General features: G+C 62.8%; 12 protein-coding genes. 7 read left to right on the forward strand and 5 right to left on the reverse strand.

The window, feature by feature from the left end:
• The first annotated feature begins 367 nt into the window (after window positions 1-367).
• The 3 genes from EKO19_RS05850 to EKO19_RS05860 are packed head-to-tail and all read left to right on the forward strand — an operon-like array spanning window position 368 to window position 6055.
• Complete coding sequence (locus EKO19_RS05850; RefSeq protein ID WP_129775425.1) at window positions 368-2161, forward strand: glycerol-3-phosphate dehydrogenase/oxidase; 1794 nt, start codon at window positions 368-370, stop codon at window positions 2159-2161.
• Window positions 2158-3219, forward strand: a complete 1062-nt coding sequence (locus EKO19_RS05855; protein WP_129775426.1) for an NAD-dependent epimerase/dehydratase family protein — start codon at window positions 2158-2160, stop codon at window positions 3217-3219. Before EKO19_RS05850 ends, EKO19_RS05855 begins: the two co-directional genes overlap by 4 nt.
• Before the next feature lie 7 nt (window positions 3220-3226).
• The gene (locus EKO19_RS05860; protein WP_129775427.1) at window positions 3227-6055 is read left to right on the forward strand and encodes a protein kinase domain-containing protein; all 2829 of its coding nucleotides are present in this window, start codon (window positions 3227-3229) and stop codon (window positions 6053-6055) included.
• Between the two features lie 11 nt (window positions 6056-6066).
• On the opposite strand, the gene EKO19_RS05865 is transcribed toward EKO19_RS05860, so the two are convergent.
• Window positions 6067-6828 carry a class I SAM-dependent methyltransferase gene (locus EKO19_RS05865; RefSeq protein ID WP_129775428.1) on the reverse strand — a complete coding sequence of 254 codons (762 nt, stop codon included), beginning with the start codon at window positions 6826-6828 and terminating at the stop codon, window positions 6067-6069.
• Window positions 6829-6959: 131 nt separating this feature from the next.
• On the opposite strand from EKO19_RS05865, the gene EKO19_RS05870 reads away from it, so the two are divergent.
• The 4 genes from EKO19_RS05870 to EKO19_RS05885 are packed head-to-tail and all read left to right on the forward strand — an operon-like array spanning window position 6960 to window position 11788.
• Window positions 6960-8192, forward strand: coding sequence for a glycosyltransferase family 4 protein (locus tag EKO19_RS05870; protein WP_175596964.1), 1233 nt, complete (start codon window positions 6960-6962; stop codon window positions 8190-8192).
• A gap of 4 nt (window positions 8193-8196) precedes the next feature.
• Window positions 8197-10143: an asparagine synthase (glutamine-hydrolyzing) gene (asnB, locus tag EKO19_RS05875; protein ID WP_157995129.1), complete on the forward strand. Its 1947-nt coding sequence runs from the start codon at window positions 8197-8199 to the stop codon at window positions 10141-10143.
• A gap of 17 nt (window positions 10144-10160) precedes the next feature.
• Window positions 10161-11165, forward strand: coding sequence for a lysylphosphatidylglycerol synthase transmembrane domain-containing protein (locus EKO19_RS05880; RefSeq protein ID WP_129775431.1), 1005 nt, complete (start codon window positions 10161-10163; stop codon window positions 11163-11165).
• Complete coding sequence (locus EKO19_RS05885) at window positions 11162-11788, forward strand: serine O-acetyltransferase (RefSeq protein ID WP_157995130.1); 627 nt, start codon at window positions 11162-11164, stop codon at window positions 11786-11788. The genes EKO19_RS05880 and EKO19_RS05885 overlap by 4 nt, the downstream gene beginning before the upstream one ends.
• A gap of 184 nt (window positions 11789-11972) precedes the next feature.
• Here the strand turns inward: EKO19_RS05885 and EKO19_RS05890 are convergent, their stop codons facing one another.
• Genes EKO19_RS05890 through EKO19_RS05905 form a run of 4 tightly spaced genes read right to left on the reverse strand, consistent with a single transcriptional unit; the run spans window position 11973 to window position 16295 of the window.
• A complete protein-coding gene (locus EKO19_RS05890) occupies window positions 11973-12818 on the reverse strand; it encodes a CpsD/CapB family tyrosine-protein kinase (protein ID WP_129775433.1) in 846 nt (281 codons plus the stop codon).
• A gap of 25 nt (window positions 12819-12843) precedes the next feature.
• Complete coding sequence (locus EKO19_RS05895) at window positions 12844-14550, reverse strand: GumC family protein (RefSeq protein WP_129775434.1); 1707 nt, start codon at window positions 14548-14550, stop codon at window positions 12844-12846.
• A gap of 16 nt (window positions 14551-14566) precedes the next feature.
• A complete protein-coding gene (locus EKO19_RS05900) occupies window positions 14567-15751 on the reverse strand; it encodes a porin family protein (RefSeq protein ID WP_157995131.1) in 1185 nt (394 codons plus the stop codon).
• The gene (locus tag EKO19_RS05905) at window positions 15738-16295 is read right to left on the reverse strand and encodes a polysaccharide biosynthesis/export family protein (RefSeq protein WP_217705131.1); all 558 of its coding nucleotides are present in this window, start codon (window positions 16293-16295) and stop codon (window positions 15738-15740) included. The genes EKO19_RS05900 and EKO19_RS05905 overlap by 14 nt, the downstream gene beginning before the upstream one ends.
• Between the last annotated feature and the right edge of the window lie 75 nt (window positions 16296-16370).

A 16370-nucleotide genomic window follows, 5' to 3' on the forward strand; every position in this document is an offset into this window, starting at 1 on the left:
GAAATCTTCGCAGTCATTAACGTCATAGCTCCATTGAGAGTTTCAGCAGCGGCGCGCGGAGCCAGCCGAGGCCTGCCACCAAGCATTTCGTGCACAAGAAAAAAGGGCGAGCCGCGTAGCAACTCGGGAGAAAAGTTACAAGTTGGCTTGCAACGATTACATCGGCTAAGCCCTGAAGCCCCACCCAGCCGTACCGGGTTCGCGTAGGTCGATTCCCTGCGCTCGAACAACGACAGTAGTCGCTTTCGCAAACGCGCCCTGCGCCCTCGTCGCAACGGGCAGCGAGCCGTGCCCAAAAAATCCCTGCGCGGTGGGCACTGAAAGTGCATTGCATGCGTTGGTAGCGAACACCTCGGGTAATCGTCGGATGCAACGTACGACAGCGACGCTGGCACGAAACGAATATGACTTGCTGATCATCGGTGGCGGAGCCTTCGGTGCCGCCGCCGCGCGCGATGCAGCCTTGCGTGGCCTGAGGACGGCGCTGATCGAGCGCAACGATTTCGGCGGCGGCGCCTCGGCCGAATGTTTCAAGATGGTCCATGGCGGCATTCGTTATTTGCAGCACGCAGACATTCCTCGTCTGCGAGGCTCGTGCCACGAGAGATCGGCGCTGTTGCGAATCGCTCCGCATCTGGTCAGCCCCCTGCCGATCGCCATCCCCACCTATGGGTACGGTCGCAGCGGCAAAGTTTTTCTGGGTACAGGAGCACGCGTATACGACCTGTTCACACTGGATCGCAATCGCGGCATTCGTGATCCTGATCGTAAGATCGGCAATACGAGGCTGCTTTCCCGCGATGAAGTGCTGCGTATGTTTCCTCATCTGCAGACGCCCGGCCTGAGCGGTGCAGTGGTGTTCGAAGACGGGCAGATGTACAACGCCGCGCGACTGGTGCTCGCTTTCGTCAAGGGCGCGACCGAGGCCGGCGCCGATGTTTGTAATTACGCCGAGGCGGTCCGCTTTCTTTGGTCGGGCAGCACCGTACGGGGCGCGCGGGTTCGCGACCAGCTCACCGGCGATGAATTCGATGTACGCGCCCGCCTGACACTCAACGCCGCCGGCCCGTGGGCCGACTATCTGCAGAACGACGCCCAGCATTTCGGCACCCCGAAGCGCCTGCCGTTCTCGCGCGATGCGTACTTCATCATCGATCGCGTGCCCTCGTCGTCTCACGGCATCGCCATTCAAGGCCTGAGCCGGGACAAAGACGCCCTGCTCGGCCGTCAGACGCGCCATCTGTTCGCCGCGCCCTGGCGCGACAAGACCTTGCTCGGGGTCTGGCACAAGTTATTTCCAGAGTTTCCGGATCGCGCCCGCGTGCTGCCCGAGGAGATCGAGGAATGGATGGCGGAGATCAACACCGTCTATCCGACCCTGCAGCTCAAACCCGAGGAAGTGAGCTTCGCGCACTGTGGCCTGGTGCCGTTCGGTGAAACCGCGACCGCCACCGAGCTGAGTTTCGGCAAGGAATCGCGCCTCACCGACCATCGGCAGGCACATAACGTCAATGGCCTGGTCAGTCTGGTCGGCATCCGCTTCACGATGGCGCGTGTCGATGCGGCTCGCGCGCTCAACCTGCTGTTGAAACAAGCCGATCGCGCGCCGGCTGAATCCGCCAGCGATCGGCTGCCGCTGCCGGGCGGCGACATCGAGAATTTCGCGAGCTTCGAGGCCGATGCCTGCCGCGCATCGCCGCCGGGCGTCAGCATGCAGAGCATGCAAGCGCTGGTTCGCAACCACGGCACTCAGTACCGCAGCGTGCTCGACGAAGGCAGCAACGCCACCATTGCAACTATTCCGGGCACAGGCACTCTCACCGCTGAAGTCCGTTACGCGGTGAGCCACGAGATGGCCGTGCATCTGGACGACGTAGTTATGCGCCGAACGGATCTTGCCGCCGGCTCGCATCCAGGCCGGGCAGCATTGCTCGCCACCGCGGCTGAGATGGGCCGACTGTTGTCGTGGTCAGCCGAGCGTTTGAATCAGGAGATCGCCAGGACGGAACACACTCTGCAAACGCATTTAGCGCGCGACTCCAGCTCGAGGGTTGCATCAGATCGAGCGGCGCATCGAACAGCTGTTGACCCCGCCAGTGAGACTGCATCGCCGAGTCATGGCGCGATGCTTGCAGAAACCACGGTAAGAGCGACTGCATGACTTCATTCCCGACTTCAACTTCTCCCCAGAAACTGCTCGTAACAGGAGCCACGGGCTTCATTGGCTCGCGACTCGCGCTACGCGCCCATCAACTCGGCATCGATGTCCTGGCCACTGGCCGTGCCGAGATCGCCATAGAGAAGGAGCGGCTGCAAGAGTTGCGCGCCGCCGGCGTCCGCGTCGAAGCGGGTGTGCTGCAGGATCTGGCGTTGGTCGATCGACTGCTGCAAGGGCGCGATACAGTGATTCATCTGGCCGCCGCTCAACACGAGGCCGAGATGCCCGAGAGCTATTTCCGCGCCGTCAACGTGGACGCCGTGCGTACGCTGCTGGGTGCCTGTCGGGACCACAACGTCCGCCGCTTCGTCTATGGGAGCACCATAGGCGTTTATGGCGAAGCAAGCGAATCGTTGCTGGACGAAGACAGTCCGTTGCGTCCGGAGAACGTCTACACGCAGACCAAGGTCGAGGCCGAAGGCATCGTGCAGTCGTTCGCGCATCACTTCGAAACCTGCATCGTGCGCATCGCCGAGACATACGGGCCCGGCGATGGCCGACTGCTCAAGCTGTTCCGGAGTATCGCGCGCGGTCACTTTGTCATGATCGGCAGCGGCACCAATCGTCGGCAGTGCATACACGTCGACGATCTGGGTCGCGGCCTGCTGCTGGCCTCGCAACACCCGCAGGCGGTGGGCGGAAAATTCGTGTTCGCCGGCCGCGAGATTATGACCACCGAGGAGATGGTGCGGCAGATCGCGCTCGTACTGGAGCGCAAACCGCCGCGACTGCGGGTGCCGATGTTGCCCTTCATCGCCGCGGCTCGCGTGATGGAGACCACGCTGCCACCCCTGCACATTGCGCCACCCTTGCACACTCGACGACTGGATTTCTTTCGCAAGTCTTTCGTATTTTCAACAACCCGGGCACAGTCGTTGCTAGGTTTTCAACCGGCGATCGATTTCCGGACCGGGGCGGCCGACACCGTCAGCTGGTATCGGGCGCGCGGCCTGTTGCCGCGCCCCGCCATTACGGAGGTCGCCGATCGACAATCGGCTTAAGAACACTATGTCAGCGAATTTTCACGGCTCATTTCGTGCGCGCGCGCGCCAGCTGCGCCAGCGACGCTTCCACCAGCGGCCCCCGAGTACCGACCTCGACTCGACGGCCGACGTGCACGACGAATTCACGGCGGACCTGGAGCCCAGCACCGTCGACATCGCCAAGAGCGATGCGCACCCCTCGACGGCTGCGAGCCCGTCGCCGCAACCCGAGTCCCTCGACGAGCCGACCCGCGCGCCCACAGAAGAGCCACACCCGGCGACCGTCGGTCGCGCGCCCACACAGGAATCACACCGCGCGACTACTCGCGATCCCGAGTCGACCCCTCGCGATCCCGAGTCGACCGCGAAGTTCGCAGCTCCGACCGAACCGCCGATCGTGGCACGCCCCACCGACGCGCAGTTCGACGCGACCGGCCCCATCGCTGCTCGCGACGCCGCGTCGACCGCGAAGTTCGCAGCTCCGACCGAGCCTCCGATCGTGGCGCGCCCCACGGACTCGCAGCTCGACGCGACCGGCCCCATCGCTGCTCGCGACGCCGCGTCGACAGCGAAGATCGCGGCTCCAACGGCGTCGCCGATCGTGGCGCGCTCCACCGACCCGCAGTTCGACGCGACCGGCCCCTTCGCGACTCGCGATCCCGAGTCGACAGCGAAGTTCGTGGCTCCGACGGAGCCGCCGATCGTGGCGCGCCCCACCGACGCGCAGTTCAACGCGACTGGCCCCTTCGCGACTCGCGACCACGCGTCGACAGCGAAGATCGCGGCAGCGGAGCCGCCGAAGCCGGCCATCGATGCGACGGCGCGCATGCCTTTGCCGTTCGGTCGTCGCGAGCCTTTCGTGTCCGCGCCGCCGGCGGCCACTGGCTCGGCGACGGTCGATGTGCCCGCACGCGCAATGGCCCTCGATGCCCTGGAGCCCCAGGCACGCGCGCCAGCTCCTCCTGCCCTGGAGCCCCAGGCACGCGCGCCAGCTCCTCCTGCCCTGGAGACACAGGCACGCGCAATAGCTCCTCCTGCCTTGGAGACTCAAGCACGTGCGATGGCCCCTCCTACCCTGGAGACTCAAGCACGTGCGATGGCGCCTCCTACTCTGGAGACTCAAGCACGTGCGATGGCCCCTCCTACCCTGGAGACCTCGGAACGCGCAATCGCTCCTCCTGCCTCAGAGACTCCAGCACGCGCTCCTGTCCTGGAAAACAAGACTCCATGGGACAGCACCGATGAAACCGACGACGTCTCCGGCGAGAACGTCAAGCTCGCGACGACCACGATCCCGCGCAAAATCTCCGCGCTGAAGTCCGCTGAACCGCCGCGACCGGCGGCGCTGGCGCCTGGCAAGGTGCTCTGTGATCGCTTCCTGCTCGAGCAAGTCATCGGTTGCGGTGGCACTGCCATCGTCTTCCGTGCTCGCGACATGCTGTCCGCTAAAGGCACGGCTCCCAACATGCAGGTCGCAATCAAAACACCGCGACCCGAGCTGGGTCATCCAGAGCGCGCGGCAAAGCGCCTCAAGCACGAGTTCGAGCACGCGAAGCTGCTCTCTCACCCGAGCATCGTCCGCGTACTCGAATTGCACGAAGACGAAGGCCACTGCTTCATGACCATGGAACTGGTCCACGGCAAGCTGCTCTCGCAACTGCTGCGGGACTGGACCATGGTGCCCGCCTCACTGGCCTACAAAATCCTGAACCAGAGTGCCGAAGCGCTCAGTTACGCGCACAGCCAGAACGTCGTGCACGGCGACTTCAAACCCGGCAATGTTTTCATCACGCCCGAAGAAGGAGTGCGCATCGTCGACTTCGGCACCGCCGCCGGTCCGAGCGCCAACGACTCCCGCATTCCGGCGGGCACGCCGACGTACGCGAGCCCGGAAGTGCTCAGCGGCGAAACCCCCGATCGACGCGACGACGTGTTCAGTTTTGCTTGCGTGGCGTACGAGCTCCTTACCGGCCAGCACCCGTTCGGCCGGCAGTCGTCGTTGCAGGCACGCGACGAGGCGAAGATTCCGCCGCGCGCATGGAACCTGTCGACCTCTCAATGGCTCTCTCTGCTCTCGGCCCTGTCGTGGAAGCGCGAGCAGCGTCCCGCGAGCGTCGAGGAACTGCTGACGCGCCTGACTCCCGAGCAGCCGGTGCTTGCCGCGCCGATGCCAGTCCACGTCGATCCTGAGGAAGTTGTGCCCGCCGAACTACCCGCAGACCTGATGCCCAAGCAGCGCAGCTGGGGATTCTTCGCCTTCATTGCAGCGGCGCTGCTGGTCACATACTTCGCCTTCCAGGCTCACAACACGCCCGACGATGGGCCGACGCCATCGCTCGTCCCGGCAACGACATCCTTGCCGGCCGTGCCAGAGCCGGCGGCAGCCAAACAACCCGAGGCAGTTGAACAGGCGACCTCCGCGCCAGCGCAAGAAGCCACGGACACGACTCCTGCCGACGACGCGAAAACAGCAGCACCTGCTGCCACAGCCAGCAAGCCAAAGCCCGCGGCACCGACCAGCGAGATCTCATTCGAATCTTCCAGCGTCGTGACCAGCGAGTCGTCGGTCGCCGCCGTGTTTCTGATCAAACGCTCGCAACCGTTATCGGGTCGCGCGAGCGTGAGCTGGAAGGCTGTGAGCGGCACGGCGGATGCGGGCATCGATTTCGCGTCCGATGCCTCGGGCACCGTGACGTTCGCCGACGGCCAGGCGCAACGGGCGATCTATGTGCCGCTGCGTAACGACCTGCTGAAGGAAGGCGACGAGACGTTCTACGTGGAGCTGTCCTCGCCCAAAGCCGCCAGGATCGGCAAGATCAGTCGCGCCGAAGCCGTCATTCGCGACGATGATTGAACGCTGCGTGGTTAACTACGAATCGCCACCGCCGCGACCTTCTTGCTCAGCACGTTCACTTTCTTCCCATACATCCTGAACAGAATCCGCATGCCCAGCTCCAGCACGCTGGTCACGGCCAGGCCGACATAATTCAACGGATTCTTCCAGAACACATACAGCTTCAACGCGAACGGTTTGATGTCGCGAAAGCCGCCCAGCTGCAACAGCTGGCCGAGGCTGTATTCCGTGACGATGTAAAAATGATCAATGTTGTGAGCAAGGTTTTCAGCGCCGACGAACGGGTTGGCGCCGTTCATCGCATACACGATCACCCGACCGTTCGGGCGCAGCGCGGCGTGACACAGCTGCAGGAATTCGATGGTCTCTTCGTGAGTGAGATGATTCAGTTCCTGCTCGGGAATGATGACGTCGAACTCCCCCCGGCACTTCTCCAGATAAGGAAACGCTTCGGCCGCCTCGCACGGCAAGTTACGACGACGCGCATGCTCGACCTTGGCCGGATCCGAATCGATGCCTACGACGGCCTTATAGCCGGCCTGAGCTAATACATTGACCAGATAGCCCGGCCCACAACTCACCACCAGAATCCGGGTGCCCTTGTCGGCCGGCAGATGGGACAGGTAGTTGGCCCGGTAATAGGCCGCGAACGAGCTGTAGCCCGCCTCGATGTTGGCAGGCGCCTGCCAATACGAATCGAACGGTTCCAGGCGCGCCGCCAGCACCCGACGTTGTGGCACCGCGCGTTCGGTAACGATGGGCTGAGCACTCATGAGCCAATTTCCCCAGAGACTTCTGACCGCGAGGTCATTCGGCTAAATCGTTGACGGCATCAATAGTTCCCCGAAATTACATGAGTTGGCCGCGGCGCTGGCGGCATGGAACTTGCTCGTTTTCGCGGACAATGCGCATCCTTTTCTGTAACTACGAATATCCACCGCTGGGCGGGGGTGGCGGCGTCGTCATGGCGGCGCTCGCGAGACAGCTGGCCCGTCGGCACGAAGTGACAGTGCTCACGTCCCGAGCCGGCGATCTGCTTTCCGAAGATCGCGACGGCGGCGTGCGCGTGATGCGGGTCCCGGTGTTCTTTCGCCGTGAGCTGGCGGTGGCGAACTTCCCGTCCATGGCGGCGTATCTGCCGACAGGATTTTTCCGTGGCCTGCGCTTCAACAGGAATGACTTCGATGTGATCAACACCCACTTCGTCGTTCCGACCGGTCCGCTCGGCCATGCACTGGCCCGCTGGCACGATGTGCCCAATGTTTTGTCGGTCCATGGCGGCGATCTGTTTGACCCCAGCAAAGGCAGCTCGCCGCATTTGCATGCACCGCTGCGCTCGGCCGTTCGTTGGATGCTTCGCGCCGCTGACGATGTCGTCGGTCAGTCTCGCGACACCGTGCGCCATGTGACGGAGCTCTACGGCGTGCAGCGTCCGGTCGAGCTGATTCCTCTCGGGATCGACCGGCCGCCGCCGGTGAGCGCCGCGGCTCGTCAGGATCTGGGACTGCCGAACGATGCGTTCGTGATGGTCACCATCGGCCGGCTGGTCGCGCGCAAGGCGACAATACAGCTCATCGACAATTTCGCCGCGAGCAATATCGCCAATGCGCATCTGGTGATCGTTGGCGACGGGCCGGATGCGCCTGCCGTCGAGAAGCGCGCGACGGAGCTCGGCGTTCGCAACCGGGTGCACATGCTTGGACAAGTCTCGGACGCGGAGAAATACGCGGCGCTGTCCGTTTCCGATGCATTCGTCACGGCCAGCCAGCATGAAGGCTTCGGCCTGGTGTTCCTGGAAGCCATGGCGTTCGGGCTGCCCGTGCTGTGTTACGACCGCGGCGGACAGACGGACTTCCTGGTCACGGGCGAGACCGGGCAGGTCGTCAAGCTCAACGATCAAGAAGCGTTCGTGCATGCCTTGCTCGAGCTGCAGCAGGACCGCGAAGCACGCGAGCGCCAGGGTCGTCACAACCGGAAACTGGTCGAGAATTATTTCATCGATACCTGCGCCGCCCGTTACGAAGCCATCTTCGAACGCGCTATCGATGGCTCGCGCCGGGCGGCCGGCAAGAAACAGCGCCGCCCGATCAACACTCTCGACGCCGCCTCCAACCAACCCCCAACCGCTAACCGCTAACCGCATGTGTGGCATTGCTGGCATCATCAATTCCGACCCGCAACGGGAGCACGCGCTCAAGCGCATGCTCGGTGCGCTCGAGCATCGCGGCCCGGACGGCGAAGGCATTCATCACGACCCGCATGCGACGCTGGGCCATCGCCGGCTGTCCATCATCGATCTGGCCGGCGGACGACAGCCTCTGTACAACGAAGATCGCTCGCTGGTGCTGGTCTGCAATGGCGAGATCTATAACTACCGCGAGCTGCGTCAGCGTCTGGAGCAGGACGGTCATCGCTTTGCGACGAACAGCGACTGCGAAGTCATTCTCGGTCTGTACGAACGTCACGGCGACCGTCTGGTCGATCACTTGCGCGGCATGTTCGCGTTCGCTTTGTGGGACACGAAGCGCAAGCGGTTGCTGGCCGCGCGCGATCATCTGGGACAGAAGCCTTTCTTCTATAGCGCCGGCGAACAGGGTTTCGCCTTCGCGTCCGAGATCAAGGCGCTGCGAGCGCTGGACCGGCGCCGGCAGCGGATGAATCTCGCGGCGCTGGATCAATATCTCGCCCTGCGGCTCATCGATGCGCCGCTGACCATGTACGAGGGCATTCATAAACTGCCGCCAGGTCATCTGCTGTCGCTCGAATCGGGCGGCACGCCGCAAATCCGTCGTTACTGGCATCTGCAACAGAACCCCAAGCTTGCAGGCACCGAAGAACAGTTGCTCGACGAGTTGCAGGCCAGGCTGCAGGAGACGCTTCGGCTGCACATGGAGAGCGATGTGCCGGTCGGCGCGTTCCTGAGCGGCGGCATGGATTCGAGTCTGCTGGTCGCGATGTTGTCGCGGGACTTGAAGGTCAAGCATCTGCCGACCTTCACCATGGGCCTGAACTATCAGCGTTTCGACGAAGCGCCCGCCGCTCGCGCCGTCGCGAAGCTGTTTGGCACCGAGCACCATGAAGAGCGCGTGCAGCCCGAGATCGCCGCGCATCTACCCGATCTGGTGTGGGCCCTCGATGAGCCGTCGGATCCACTGTCACTGTGCACCTGGCTGCTGGCGAAGTTCACGCGTCGGCACGTCAAGGTCGTGATCGGCGGCGACGGCGGCGACGAATTGTTCGGCGGCTACGATCGTTATTACGGCAATCTGTACGCCGCTCGATACAGCCGATTGCCGGAAACCTTGCGTCGCAAGCTGCTGGCGCCGGCGATGGCGATGATTCCCGAGTCGGGCTGGTACAAGAGCATCGGCCACCAGCTGCGCTGGCTGCATCACTTATCGTTCCATTCGGGCAGCGCGCGTTACGCGGCGAGTCTGAATTACTTCTATTTCGACCCCACGCGCCGCCGCCAGTTGTACTCGCGTGATGTCCAGCACCGCTGGCCGAATCTGGATGCGGAAGCGGCCATCCGCCGGCCGTATGAAGAATCGGAAGGCGGCGATCTGGATCGAATGCTGTACGCCGACAGTCTGGTGCGGCTGCCCAATCATCCGGTGATGATTACCGATCGGATCTGCATGGCTCATGGCCTGGAAGCCCGCAGCCCGTTCATGGATCACGAGCTCGCAAGCTTTGCCGCGCGCTTGCCGTCAGCGATGAAAGTGCGCGGCAGCACCTTGCGTTATATCCAACGCAAACTGGCGGCGCGTTATCTGCCCTCGGAAATTCTGGATCGTCCCAAGCAGGGCTTCTCATCCGCCCTGCCCTATCTGCTCCAGGCCGAATACACGCGCCTGTACCGGTCCTGCCTGAGGCAATCGCAGCTGGTACAGGATCGCGTGCTCGACCGGCAGGCCATCGCGCAACTCGTCGACGAACATCTGGCCAAACGCGCCGATCACGGCAACCGCCTGTGGCTGCTGATCAACGCGGAGATCTGGTATCGCATGTCCATCCTCGGCCAGTCCAAAGAAGACTTGCGTCGCGAGCTCGCCGCCGACGAGCACGGCACTCGTCGCGCCAGCTGATCGCCGCTGTATCAGCAATGAAAACCTGGCTGCGGATCATCGTCACGCTGCTGTTGTGCGCGTTGCTGTTGATCTACGTCGTCGATGTGGACGCGGTGCTCGTGACCTTGGGCAATTCCGATCCGATGTGGACCGGCGTGGCCCTGCTGGCGTTCCTGATCGACCGCGTGCTGATGAGTTACAAGTGGGGGCTGCTGCTGAAGATTCGGGGCTACAGCATCTCTCTCGCACAGAAGCTGATGGTCTACTGTAGTGCCATGATGTGGGGCCTGGCACTGCCGAGCACGGTCGGCGCCGACGGCATTCGGGTCATGCTCGTGCGTCGCTTCGGCGTGCGCGTCGATGACACGCTGGCGACGATCCTGGTCGAGCGCGGCATTGGTTTCGTCGTCGCCTTGATGACCGCGGTCGCCAGCTTGATTCTGCTTCGAGCCATGCTGCCGAATGACACGGCGTACGACTATGCGCTCGCGCTCGGCGTGGCGGGGCTGCTGTTCGGGATCACCATCCTGGTGTTCTCATTTACCGATCACGCACTGAACTCGGTGCTCCGGCTCGTTCCCGCACGCTTCAGGGACAGCAAGGCCATGCGTCTGCTCGAGCGCCTGCATGAGGCATATGCGTCGCTGGCGTCCGATCGTCCCCGGATTGCGGCATTTTCGGTGCTCACCCTGGTCGAACACCTGGTCGTCATTGCTTGCTATGGGTTGGTCGCGCGAGCGCTGGAAGTCCCGTTCAATCCGGTATTCATGTTTGCCGCGGTGCCTCTGGCTATTCTGGTCTCGCGTTTGCCTATCTCTCTTGACGGTATTGGCGTGTACGAGGGCATCTTCATAGCCATCATGGCCCTCGGAGGCGTTAAGCCTGCAGATGCGCTCGCGGTGTCGCTAGCGGCCCGCGCTTTGCAGATCGTTGTATGGTTTCCATGGTGGTTGATGCTCGTGGCCCGCACGGGGGTCCGCCCGCCGGTAGCACCGGTGGCTGCAGCGAGCGAAAGTCCGAATATCAGAACATCGACATGAATGCACATGGCTCTGCGTTGACTGCCAAGCGTCAGCCTGGCACGGACAGTCCGTTGCGCGCGGATTTACGGCGTCGGTATGCGATGACCTCGGGAAGTACCCTGCGCCGGGTGCTGACGTGCGCTCGCGCGCCCGGCGTACATGCGGTGCTGGTGTTGCGCTTCGGGCAATGGAGCCGTCGCCGGCCCAAACTGTTGCGCCTCCTGTTCGACCCCGTTTATATGATTCTGGATTTCTTCATCCAGGCGCTGTGGGGAATCGAGATTCCACGGAGCGCGAAAGTCGGACCGGGTTTATATATCGGTCACTACGGTGGCATCACGGTGTCGTCGATCGCGGTGATCGGCCGCGACTGCAATCTTTCTCAGAACATCACGATCGGCGTGTCCGGTGCCGGCAAGAAACGCGGCGCGCCGACCATCGGTGACAATGTCTATATCGCGCCGGGCGCGCGGCTGGTCGGCAAGATCAACATCGGCCACAACGTGAAGATCGGCGCCAACGCGGTGATTCACAAGGATCTGCCGGACAACGCCATTGCGGTGCTCGACCCGGGCTTCAAGATCATTTCCTACGCCGGCAATCGCCCGGCGCACCAGGCCGAAGAGGAACCGGAGGCCTAGGGAAGCTCCGATTAATCGATTTCCCTGACCTCAGCAATGTTGCAACTGGTTGAAATGCTCCGCCGAGCGAAGTTGCCATCGGCGAAGCATGGCAATTGATCGGATGTTCCCTAGAAAACACCAACCCCAGGCCTTGTCATAGCCTGGGGTTGTTTTCCCCCTGAGCCCTTTTGGGAGCTTCGACTCAGCGGGCGTACGAGTAGTACGCCCCGTCGTCTTGCGCCTCGGATCGGTTCAACACCACCCCCAGCAAATTCATTTCCTGCAACAGCGACTTGGCGCTCTTCAAGGAATCGCGGCTGGTGAGCCCTTCGGCGACCACGAGCAGCATGCCGTCCACTTGCGGCGAAAACGCCAGCACGTCGTCAGAGGCGAGCACGGGCGGCATGTCGAAGATCACCACCCGGCGCGGCGTCTCCGCTTCCAGTGTCTGCACCAGCTCATCCATGCGGGGCGACGCGAGCAGCTCCGACGCGTTCGCGACCGTCTGGAAATTGGGAATGATGGCGAGCCGGTCCATGCCGGCCGGCGAGTACATGATCTGCTCGAACGTCGCATCGCCGAGCAGAAAGTCCGTCAGGCCGCGCTCGCCGAGACTGTTGTTCAGCCCCAGATAGCTGGCCACCTTCGGGCGATGCAGATCCAGGTCGACCAATACCACCCAGGTGTTCGGATCCTGCGCGAATGCCATCGCCAGGTTGATCGAAGTGAGTGTTTTGCCTTCGCCGGGGGTCGCGCCGGTCACCGCGAAGGAATGCCATTGATTGGCTTCCAGCCGCCGTAGCAAACGAGTGCGCAGGATCTTGTAACCACGCAGCGCGCCGGGGTCGGTTATCTGCGGCAGGATGCTGTTGTCATCCAGCACGGCCCGGTCCAACGTCACCGGCTGGAAACGCCGGACATTCGCTGTTTCCGTGGCAGGAGGCGGCACGCGTCGCAGCCGAGGGCGGCCTGACGGCTGCTGCCCCATCGGCGCAGGCCGTTGATAGCGTTCCGCGGTCTTGCGCACTGCCTCTTCGATAATGCTCATTTGCGTGCTCTCGTGACTTTCAAATTCAGGCTACGAACCTAACGACCACGGCGAATATCATGATCGCGATTGCCGCCACCGCCGTAGCAGCATACGCCGGTGTCCCACCCTTGCGCTTCTTGGCACCGGGACGCTTGATGACAGGCACCGAAGCCAGCGGTGCGACGCCCAGAATGTCCTGAATATCGCGCGCACTGCGCACCGTGGAATCGAACAGCTGGGCGAGGATCACCGTGGTGATCGAGGCGATCGTGGCCAGCACCGCTGCGATGATCATGATGGCGATGCGCTGGGGCTTGGCCGGATCGTCGGGAATCTTCGGCGACGACTTCACCTGGAATTTGTCGGCCGTGCCGCCGGCAATCGCCGCCTCGCTCACTTCCGCATCCATCTGACGCTTCAGCAGCTCGTCGTACTTGGCACGCGCGCCGGCGAGATCGCGAGTCACAGCCTGATACTCACGCTCGACTTCGGGCGCCGCGACGATACGTCCTTCCAGACCGCTCAACTTGGTACGCAAATCCATCGCACGCGCCTGCAAAGCGGCCAGCTGCGTGTCGGTGGCGTTCAACTGCGTCTGCAGCTGCATGGCCATCGGTGAATCGGCGGCAGTGCTGACATCGGCGGTTTCACCGGAAGCGATGCGTGCCTCCAGCGACTGGATGTTGCGCTGGATACGCTGCACGTCCGGATGATCTTCGCTGTAGCGCTGGCGCGCTTCGGCGAGGATGGAACGCTGCGTCTGCAATTGGGCCTTCAACGACAGGCCGGCGCCGGAGCCGCCCGCCTTGAGCTGATCGATCTGACGCCGCAGCATGATCAGGTCCGGATGGCTCTGATCGTATTGCACGCTCTTGCGGGCATATTCGTCTTCGAGCGCACGCAGATTGCCGGCCTCGGGACTGGCCGACCGCGCCTGCGCCAGCTGGGAAACCAGGAACACGCGCTCACGACGCAGCGCCTGCATCTGCGACTCGACGTTGTTGATGTCGTTCTCGGTGCGATCCATCACGTTGAGATTCATCTCATTGAGCTCGGGCAGCTTGCCGGAGTTCTTTTGTTTGAACTCGGCCAGCCTGGCCTCGAGCTGGCCGACATGCGTCCGCATGCGCTCGGCTTCACCCGCGAAGAATTTCGCCCGGCCGCCGGCCTGGCGCTGCCGATCGTTGCGATTCTCGGCGAGGAAGGCGTTGACCAGCCATTCCGCGCCTTCCTGGGCACGCTGCGGCTGTTTGTTGTCGTAAGCGACGCTGAACGCCGTCACCACATCGCGTTCGCGACCGGTGTTGGGATCGAGAATCGGCACAGTGACGATGTCGACTTTGATGTCACCGCGCAGCTCCTGAAGCGCGCCGGCGGGATCGTCCGCCTGATCGTCATATAGCTTGTGCTCGGCCAGCAGCTTCGCGAGATTGCGATCGCTCAACACCACCGTGCTCAGGCTGCGCACGTACTGATCCGCGTACGGCGACTCTTCGGGATCCTGCGCCAGCGCATTCGGGTTTTGTTTGACCGCCTGCGCGCCTTCGATCTCGATCTGCCCTTCCGAGCGATACACGTCGGGCAGCGCCAGCGCCAGCGTCGCGCCGATCGCGAGGATGGGCAGGCCCACCATCAGCAACAGCTTGCGTCGTCTGCGCAGGGCGCCCAGATAGTCGCCGATGCCGGAGCTTTCCGGCTCCAGGCCGGGATAGGGAGGAGGCGTCTGCATCTGAGTTGGAGTTACTGACATACAGCTGCTTGGTTTGTTACTGAGCGCGTTTCGGTTCGTACACGATGCCGATCAGGAAGTTGTTGGAGTCGGCATCCGAAGGCTCGTCTTCGTATTCCTGCCACCGATAGTTGTAGCTGCCCACCAGCGACCATTGCCGCATCCAGCGCCACTCGAAGCCCAGTTCGCCAATGGCGTATTTGCGGGTGGGATAAGTGCCGTTCTGGGTTTCCTGGTCCTGGGAGAGGCGAGCCCCGGCGCGCAGGGCAAAGCGTTGCGATACGTCGTGATCGACCCTCAGACGCAACTGATAACGCTCCACCACGGTTCCCGCGGAAACCGGCCCGACGCTGCGGGTCAGGTCCACGAACAAGGTATTACGTTGAGTCGACCACTGACCGCCGGCACCGGCGATGACGTTGGTATCGCTCGGGCCGTTCTCCGGCTTGGTCTGCTGAGCACCTACACGGATATAGGCGCGCGAGTTCTCAGAGTACTGTGTATTCCATTCAACCTCGCCGCCGTAGGCGTCGGTCTTCTCGGTGGTTTCGTACTGGAAACCCAGGGCGCGCACCCACAGCGTCGAACGTTGCGTCGTCAGGAACCCGAATGCCCCGCCCGCGCCGAACTCGCTGAAATCCCGTTGCGCGCCGGGGACTTGATTGTCGAAATTGGCTTCAAGGTAGTGCGCATCCAGGGCCATCCGGTAGCGCTGCGTCAGGTCATACTCGAACGACGGCGCGATCCGGAAGAAGTCGCGGCGGTTGCGAACCAGGAACCGTCCCGAATCGCCCGTGCCGGGCTCTCCGAGGTCGCCGCCCGCGTTCGTGCCCGGCAGCTCGCTGTCCACCACGTCTTCCTGCGAATACAGGAACGGCACATTGATGCGTCGGCGCGGTGTGACATCGGAGAAGCCGCCGTCCAGGTAATAGTCGTTCGAGTCTTCGTCCTTTTCGTTCGGAAAATAGGTTGAGTTGATCCGCGGCGTGATCTCGAAGTTGGTGCGAGGGTCGATCGTTCTGAAAGTCACACCGACGTCCGCCTCGGCACCCGACACTTCAACTTCGCCCCCCGGCTGCTCGAGGTGATAGTTGTCGTTGTAGCGATAGCCCGCCTGCACGCGAGGCGAGACTTCCCAGTTCGCCGCGCCGGCGCTGCACGCAGCTAGCGCCAACGGCAAGCTGGCCCAGTAGCGCCCGGGCAAACGCTTACGGCACAACAACGATATCTCCCGCGATCAGCTCGATGTTGGTTTCGAGCTTCTTGCCGCGAACCACTTCCGGATAACGGAATGCCATCGCGGTCTGTTTATCGCCCTGCCCGCGCAATACGATGATGTCGTTGGTGGCGGCGAACGGCGTCATGCCGCCGGCCATGCTCAACGCCTGCATGATGTTGACGCTGGGGTTGACGATGAATTCGCCGGGCTTGTTGACCTGGCCGAGCACGAAGATCTTGTTGCCCTTGATCTCCTGCACCGACACGGTCACCACCGCGCCGGAGATATATTTGGTGAGCCGGTCGGCCACCAGCTTGTTCAGATCGGCGACGGTCTTGCCGCGGGCATCGACTTCGCCCACCAACGGAAATGAAAAGGCGCCGTCCGGACGCACCAGTACCTGACGCTGCAGGTCGGGCTCTTTCCACACCGAGATCTCCAGTGTGTCGCCGGGCTTGATGACATACGACGCTTGTTGCGCGTGCGCGGCCTGCAGGCCCAGCACACACATCACCAGCGTCGCCCAGACCCCTCGCATTCTCGTCATCGATTCTGCTCCGTAAGTTACGTGCTTGTTACGTTGGCCTAGCCTTTGCAGGTCACGTGCCAACGACGCAGTGTG

Origin of the sequence: Peristeroidobacter soli (assembly GCF_004138485.1) — a bacterium.
Taxonomy (GTDB): domain Bacteria; phylum Pseudomonadota; class Gammaproteobacteria; order Steroidobacterales; family Steroidobacteraceae; genus Steroidobacter; species Steroidobacter soli.